5 protein-coding genes are annotated in these 6,399 nt (G+C 60.5%); all 5 read left to right on the top strand.

Annotated elements, in window-relative coordinates:
• Positions 1–200 precede the first annotated feature (200 nt).
• Positions 201–3,311, top strand: coding sequence for a bifunctional proline dehydrogenase/L-glutamate gamma-semialdehyde dehydrogenase PutA (gene putA / locus MPRO_RS01155; protein ID WP_067286033.1), 3,111 nt, complete (start codon positions 201–203; stop codon positions 3,309–3,311).
• A 29-nt stretch (positions 3,312–3,340) separates the two neighbouring features.
• A complete protein-coding gene (locus tag MPRO_RS01150; protein WP_067286032.1) occupies positions 3,341–4,045 on the top strand; it encodes a hypothetical protein in 705 nt (234 codons plus the stop codon).
• Positions 4,046–4,142: 97 nt separating this feature from the next.
• The gene (gene putP, locus MPRO_RS01145) at positions 4,143–5,633 is read left to right on the top strand and encodes a sodium/proline symporter PutP (RefSeq protein WP_067286030.1); all 1,491 of its coding nucleotides are present in this window, start codon (positions 4,143–4,145) and stop codon (positions 5,631–5,633) included.
• A 262-nt stretch (positions 5,634–5,895) separates the two neighbouring features.
• Entirely contained in the window at positions 5,896–6,174 is a 279-nt protein-coding gene (locus MPRO_RS01140) for a transposase (protein WP_067286028.1), read from the top strand.
• Positions 6,171–6,399: transposase (locus tag MPRO_RS26125; protein ID WP_067286026.1), on the top strand; the 229-nt coding region annotated here is incomplete at its 3' end. The genes MPRO_RS01140 and MPRO_RS26125, both read left to right, overlap by 4 nt.

Genomic DNA, 6,399 nt, shown 5'->3' with positions numbered 1-6,399 from the left:
TGGTTTAAGGCGAATAGTGGTTCTATTTAACGAAAAACAGCACAAAAACCAGCCAAACTCAGGAGGTTCACAGTAGGTTGAGTATTGCCGGACAGCCTCCCAAGTGTCTGCCCCTGAGCCAGCCCCGTGCTGACCTATTCACAGGCTCCCGAAAACCGCAGCCCGTCCATGCTTAACGCAGGACCGTGAGGTACCCGATCATGTTCAAGGCCATTGATGTTCTAAACCCGGACTTCATCACCCGTTCGTCCGCTGCGCTCTGGGCGGAAATATCGCCGCTCTATGCGATCGATGAAACCCGCTGGCTGCAGGAACTGCTGCCGCTGGCTCAGCCCAGCGATGCTGAACTGGAACGTACCGCTGCGGGCGCGACCGACCTGATAGAACAGGTGCGGGCCGACGACGCCGCCATCCACATGATTGATGCCCTGCTGCTGGAATACAGTCTGGATACCCGCGAGGGCATTCTGCTGATGTGTCTGGCCGAGGCGCTGATGCGCATTCCCGATGCCGATACCGCCGATGCGCTGATCCGCGACAAGCTCAGCGTTGCCGACTGGAAAAAGCACCTCAAGAACTCCGACTCCCTGTTCGTCAACGCCTCCACCTGGGGCCTGTTGCTGACCGGCAAGGTCGTGACCATGGACGAAAAGGACGATGGCACACCGGCCAACGTCATCAACCGTCTGGTCAACCGTTTCTCCGAACCTGTAATCCGCAAGGCCATGTACCAGGCCATGAAGATCATGGGTCACCAGTTTGTGCTGGGGCGCAACATCGGCGAGGCACTCAAGCGCGGCCGCAAGTCCCGCGACCTAGGTTACACCTACTCCTTTGACATGCTTGGCGAGGCTGCCCTCACCGACAGGGATGCCGACAAGTACTTCGCCGACTACCTGCGTGCCGTTGAGGCCGTGGGTCGCGATACATACGGCGATGGCAAGACTTCCAGGCCGACCATTTCAATCAAGCTTTCGGCACTGCATCCACGTTACGAAATCGGCCAGCAGGCCCGCGTCATGGACGAGCTGTTCCAGCGCGTGCTGCAGCTGATCGACAAGGCGCGTGCGCTCAATGTTGGCATCACCATCGATGCCGAAGAAGCGGACCGCCTTGAGCTGTCCCTCACGCTGTTTGAAAAGCTCTATCGCGACCCGGCCTGCGCCGGCTGGGGCAACTTCGGCCTGGTGGTACAGGCCTACTCCAAGCGCGCCCTTGCTGTCCTGACCTGGCTGACAAGCCTCTCCGGCGAGCAGGGCGACCGCATACCGGTACGTCTGGTAAAGGGTGCCTACTGGGATTCTGAAATCAAACTGTGCCAGCAGCGCGGCATCAACGGCTACCCGGTATACACTCGCAAGGAAGCCACCGATACCGCCTACCTGGCCTGTGCCCGCTTCCTGCTGAGCGCGCCTGTGCGCGGCAAGATTTACCCGCAGTTTGCCAGCCACAACGCCCACACGGTGGCGGCCATACTGGCCATGACCGAGCACGAGGACTTCGAATTCCAGCGCCTGCACGGTATGGGCGATGCACTCTACAATCGTGTGCTGAAAAACCATTCCGTCAGCGTGCGAATCTACGCACCGGTGGGCAGCCACAAGGATCTGCTGCCGTACCTGGTGCGCCGCCTGCTGGAAAACGGTGCCAACAGTTCCTTCGTGCACCGCCTGGTCGATGCCCGCCATCCGATAGCCGACCTGGTCCACCACCCGGTTGAAACTCTGACCAGCCGCGCTTCCCTGGCCAACCCACATATTCCGCTGCCGCGGGATCTGTACGGCGACGAACGTCGCAACTCGTTCAGCCCCAACATCGAAATCGACAGCCAGTGGACGCCCTTCAAGCAGGCTGTTGACGGCTTCATGCAGCAGCAGTGGAACGGCGGCCCCATCATTGGCGGCAGTCAGCGCAAAACCGAACAGGTACACCCGGTACTGGCACCGCAGAACCACAGTATCCCTGTTGGCGAGATGCACTGGGCCAGCGCCCAGGACGTCAGCGAAGCCCTGGACCTGCTGAGCGAGGGTTTTGTCAGCTGGAACGCCACTGCTGTTGATAGCCGTGCTGCCTGCCTGGATCGCCTGGCTGACCTGCTGGAAGACAACCTGGCTGAACTGGTGGCGCTATGCCACCTGGAAGCCGGCAAGACCATTCAGGACAGCATCGACGAAGTGCGCGAAGCTGTAGATTTTTGCCGCTACTACGCCGTCCAGGCCCGTCGCGGCCTGGGGCAGCCCCTGCTGGGCACTGCCTTCACCGGCAAGGAACGTCAGTACCGTCTCGACGGTCGCGGCGTCTTCGTCTGCATCAGCCCGTGGAACTTCCCGCTGGCCATCTTCCTCGGCCAGGTCAGCGCCGCTCTGGTAGCCGGCAACAGCGTTATCGCCAAGCCCGCCGAACAGACCAGCCTGATTGCCTGCCGTACTGTTGAGCTAGCGCTACAGGCCGGCATTCCGGCCAATGTCATTGCTCTATTGCCGGGCGACGGCGCCAGCGTTGGCGCCCCCCTGACTCGCGACCCGCGTATTGCCGGCGTGGCCTTCACCGGTTCCACCGAAACGGCCCAGCTGATCAACCGCTCGCTGGCCCAGCGCGACGCCGAAATTGTGCCCCTGATCGCCGAAACCGGTGGCCAGAATGCCATGATCATCGACTCCACCTCCCTGCCCGAACAGGTGGTGCGCGATGTGGTGCATTCCGCCTTCGCTTCCGCCGGACAGCGCTGCTCGGCACTGCGCGTTCTTTACGTTCAGGAAGATGTGGCTGATCGCATCATCGAGATGCTGCGCGGCGCCATGTCACAGCAGGTTGTGGGCGACCCCAGCCTGCACAGCACCGACATAGGCCCCGTGATCGATCTCAAGGCACAGCAGGGCCTGCTGGCCCACATAGAGAAGCTCAAGGTCAGCGCCCAGCTGATTGGCCAGACGCCGCTGCCTCAAAGCACCAGCCAGGGTACCTTTGTGGCCCCGACCGCCTTTTTGATCAGCGATATAGCTGTGCTTGAACGCGAGCAGTTCGGCCCAATCCTGCACGTGGTGCGCTACAAGGCATCCGAGCTCGACAAGGTAATCGATGCCATCAACGCCACCGGCTATGGCCTTACACTTGGCGTACATAGCCGCAACGAAGAAACCACCCGACACATTGCCCGCCGCACCCGAGTCGGCAACATCTACATTAACCGCGACCAAATTGGCGCAGTTGTAGGCGTGCAGCCCTTCGGCGGCCAAGGCCTTTCAGGCACAGGCCCCAAAGCCGGCGGTCCGCGCTATCTGCCGCGTTTTACGCGCGAAGTTGCGCTCTGAGCCCCCGAATAGCGATAGGAGTGACCACCATGATCAAACAGACTCAACTCGCCCAGGCTGCCCAGTCCGCACTGAGCGCCTGGGAAGGCTGGAACGGACTCGGCGTTGCCGGGCGCGCACAACTGCTGCAGCACTTTGTCGCTCAGCTGAACCACGACCAGGCATGCATTGCCCAGTGGCAGATCGACCAGGCCCTGCGTCTGATCGACGCCCCGCTGGAGATGCAGGGTCCCACGGGCGAGTCCAACCTGCTTTCCACCAGCGGGCGCGGCCTCTACATCATTGCCGGCGATCAGCACTGCAGCGAAACGGCCATGGTCGGTCAGCTGATTGCAGCCCTGATCAGCGGTAACGTCGTACTGCTGGCGCCCGACGCCAGCCAGAATGGCTTTTGCCGCGATCTTCTGCGCCAGCTGGTTGCCGGCAGCTGTCCGGCCGCCGTGGCACAGCTGATTGAAGGTGCCGAGTCGGTACTGGAACTGAGCCGCTGCCCATCACTGGCCGGCATCGCCTGCGTATGCGATGAAAGCACCGCGCGGGAACTGAACCGCCAGCTGTGCAGCCGCGATGGCGTACTGGTACAACTGGTTGCCGAAACCGATGCCGCCGGGCTGACACTGATTGGCAGCGAACAGTATCTGTATCGCTTTATTACCGAGCAGGTCTGCAGCACCAACACTACTGCAGTGGGTGGTAACGCCACTCTGCTGGAGCTGGGAAGTCTGGCCGAATAATCGCAGAGCTAGTGCTCTGCTTGCTAATCTTCGATCGACCGAAGGCCACAATAACAACGATGCCTGTTAAGGCGAGCTATCAACGAGGCGCAATTACATGATTGAAAACAATGCCGCAATTATAGGTACCTTCATTGTTTACCTGATAATGATGCTGGGAATCGGGCTCTACGCCTACAAACGCACGTCCAGTTCGGCGGACTACTTTCTGGGCGGACGTTCGCTGGGCCCCTGGCCTGCGGCGCTTTCGGCCGGCGCATCCGACATGAGCGGCTGGCTGCTGCTGGGCCTGCCCGGCTATGCCTTTGCCGCCGGCCTGGAGGCCGTGTGGCTGGGCGGTGGCTTGCTGCTGGGTACCTATCTGAACTGGCTGCTGGTCGCCAAACGCCTGCGTACCTATAGCTTCGAAGCCGATGATTCCCTGACGCTGCCAGAGTTTTTCTCCAACCGCTTTGAAGACAAGAGCAAGATGATCCAGGTGATCTCGGCTTTCTTCATCCTGCTGTTCTTCCTGTTCTACACCAGCTCGGGTCTCGTTGCCGGTGGCAAACTGTTCGAAACCGTCTTCGGTCTGGATTACAGCATCGCTGTTATAGTGGGCACCCTGGCCGTCGTTTCCTACACCCTGTTTGGCGGCTTTCTGGCCGTATCCTGGACCGACCTGGTGCAGGGTCTGCTGATGGCCGCAGCCCTGCTGATAGTGCCTGTTGTTGCCATGCAGGCCGACGGTGGCATCACCGCTCTATTTAGCGCACTTGAAGCCAAGAACCCTGAACTGCTGACACTGTGGAACGATGCCAGCGGCGAACCCCTCACCTGGATTGCCATTGTTTCGCTGGCAGCCTGGGGCCTGGGCTACTTTGGCCAACCACATATACTGGCGCGTTTTGCCGGCATTCGTAACAATGCTGCCGTGCCGACGGCACGCCGCATTGCGGTGATCTGGTCTGGCCTTGCCATGGCCGGCGCCTTCCTGGTCGGCCTGACCGGTATCGTCTATGTCGACAGCAATATGGGCGGGAGCCTGGGCGATGGCGAAACCATCTTTATGGTGCTGGTTAATGCCATGTTTAGCCCAGTTATTGCCGGCATTCTGCTGGCGGCAATCCTGGCGGCCATCATGAGTACTGCAGATTCCCAGCTGCTGGTGTCATCTTCCGCCCTGGCGGAAGACTTCTACCGCAACCTTCTGCGCAAGGATGCCAGCCAGAAGGAAATCGTTATGGTCGGCCGTTTTGCGGTTATCGGTCTGTCCCTCGTTGCTCTGGCGCTAGCCATGAACCCGGACAGCACCGTCCTCGGGCTGGTGTCCTACGCCTGGGCAGGCTTCGGTGCCGCCTTCGGTCCAACCCTGATCCTGGCGCTCTACTGGAAACGCATGAACCGCTCCGGCGCTCTGGCGGGCATACTGGTTGGCGGCATTACCGTGGTGGTCTGGAAACAGCTGTCCGGCGGTATTTACGATCTGTATGAAATAGTCCCGGGCATCCTGTTCGCAACCCTGGCGATCATCATTGCAACTCTGGCAACCCAGGCTCCGCCTGCGTCGGTACAGAAGCGTTTCGACGTTTATCTCAGCAAGCTGTAACCTTTGTACTCGTCGCGCGCCAAGGCGCGCGACACTAGAGCACGACGGGATCGCACAATCCCGCTCAATGCCGGCTTTATCTCACTCCTTGTTTGCAGGCAGCCCTCGGGCTGCCTTTTTTGTACAGGGATGTACTTGTCCTGCGGGCGCATGGATGCGCATGAGCAGGGTTTGTACATGGACGGTAAGCGTCCGGGGAACCCATCTTGAGCCCGTTATAGTAGCCATCCGATAGTGTCCACCTATTTTCAAGTGGACACTTATGATGACTTTATTAAGCGTATCGGAAGCACCCCGGAAGCGTCGTCGTTATACCCCCGAGTTCAAAGCCCGCATTATCGCAGCCTGCCAAGAGCCAGCCGCGACATCGCCTGCTTTTGTATCGCTGGCGGTACCGGCTCAGCCAGACCAGCAGACCGCTACTGGCCTTACCGACAGCATCCGCATCGAGATCCCGCACACGGCCGGCAACGTGGTCGTGAACTGGCCCGTGGCACAGGGCGATCGCTGCCTGTCCTGGTTACAGGAGCTGCTGCGATGATCCGCATTGATGAGATCTGGCTCGCCACCGAGCCGCTGGATATGCGGGCCGGTCCCGATACCGCCCTGGCACGGGTCGTGGCGGTGTTCGGTGCGGCGAAGCCGCACTACGATTCTCCCTTTGCCCACCTTCGCTCCCATCCCATGTCTTTGCCGGTGCACGATGCACTTCTGCTCCTGACGGCAACGCCTCGGCTGGCACCGGGCCAAGCCAACGGACCACGAG

Origin of the sequence: Marinobacterium profundum, from assembly GCF_001528745.1 — a bacterium.
In the GTDB taxonomy this organism is placed as follows: domain Bacteria; phylum Pseudomonadota; class Gammaproteobacteria; order Pseudomonadales; family Balneatricaceae; genus Marinobacterium_A; species Marinobacterium_A profundum.
Note: the sequence above shows the minus strand (reverse complement) of the source record. Positions and strands in the feature narration are given on the sequence as shown.

Excerpts from the sequence above, each read along its gene's own strand:
- putA (WP_067286033.1), top strand. The coding sequence starts at position 201 with ATGTTCAAGGCCATTGATGTTCTAAACCCGGACTTCATCACCCGTTCG.
- MPRO_RS01150 (WP_067286032.1), top strand. The coding sequence starts at position 3,341 with ATGATCAAACAGACTCAACTCGCCCAGGCTGCCCAGTCCGCACTGAGC.
- putP (WP_067286030.1), top strand. The coding sequence starts at position 4,143 with ATGATTGAAAACAATGCCGCAATTATAGGTACCTTCATTGTTTACCTG.
- MPRO_RS01140 (WP_067286028.1), top strand. The coding sequence starts at position 5,896 with ATGATGACTTTATTAAGCGTATCGGAAGCACCCCGGAAGCGTCGTCGT.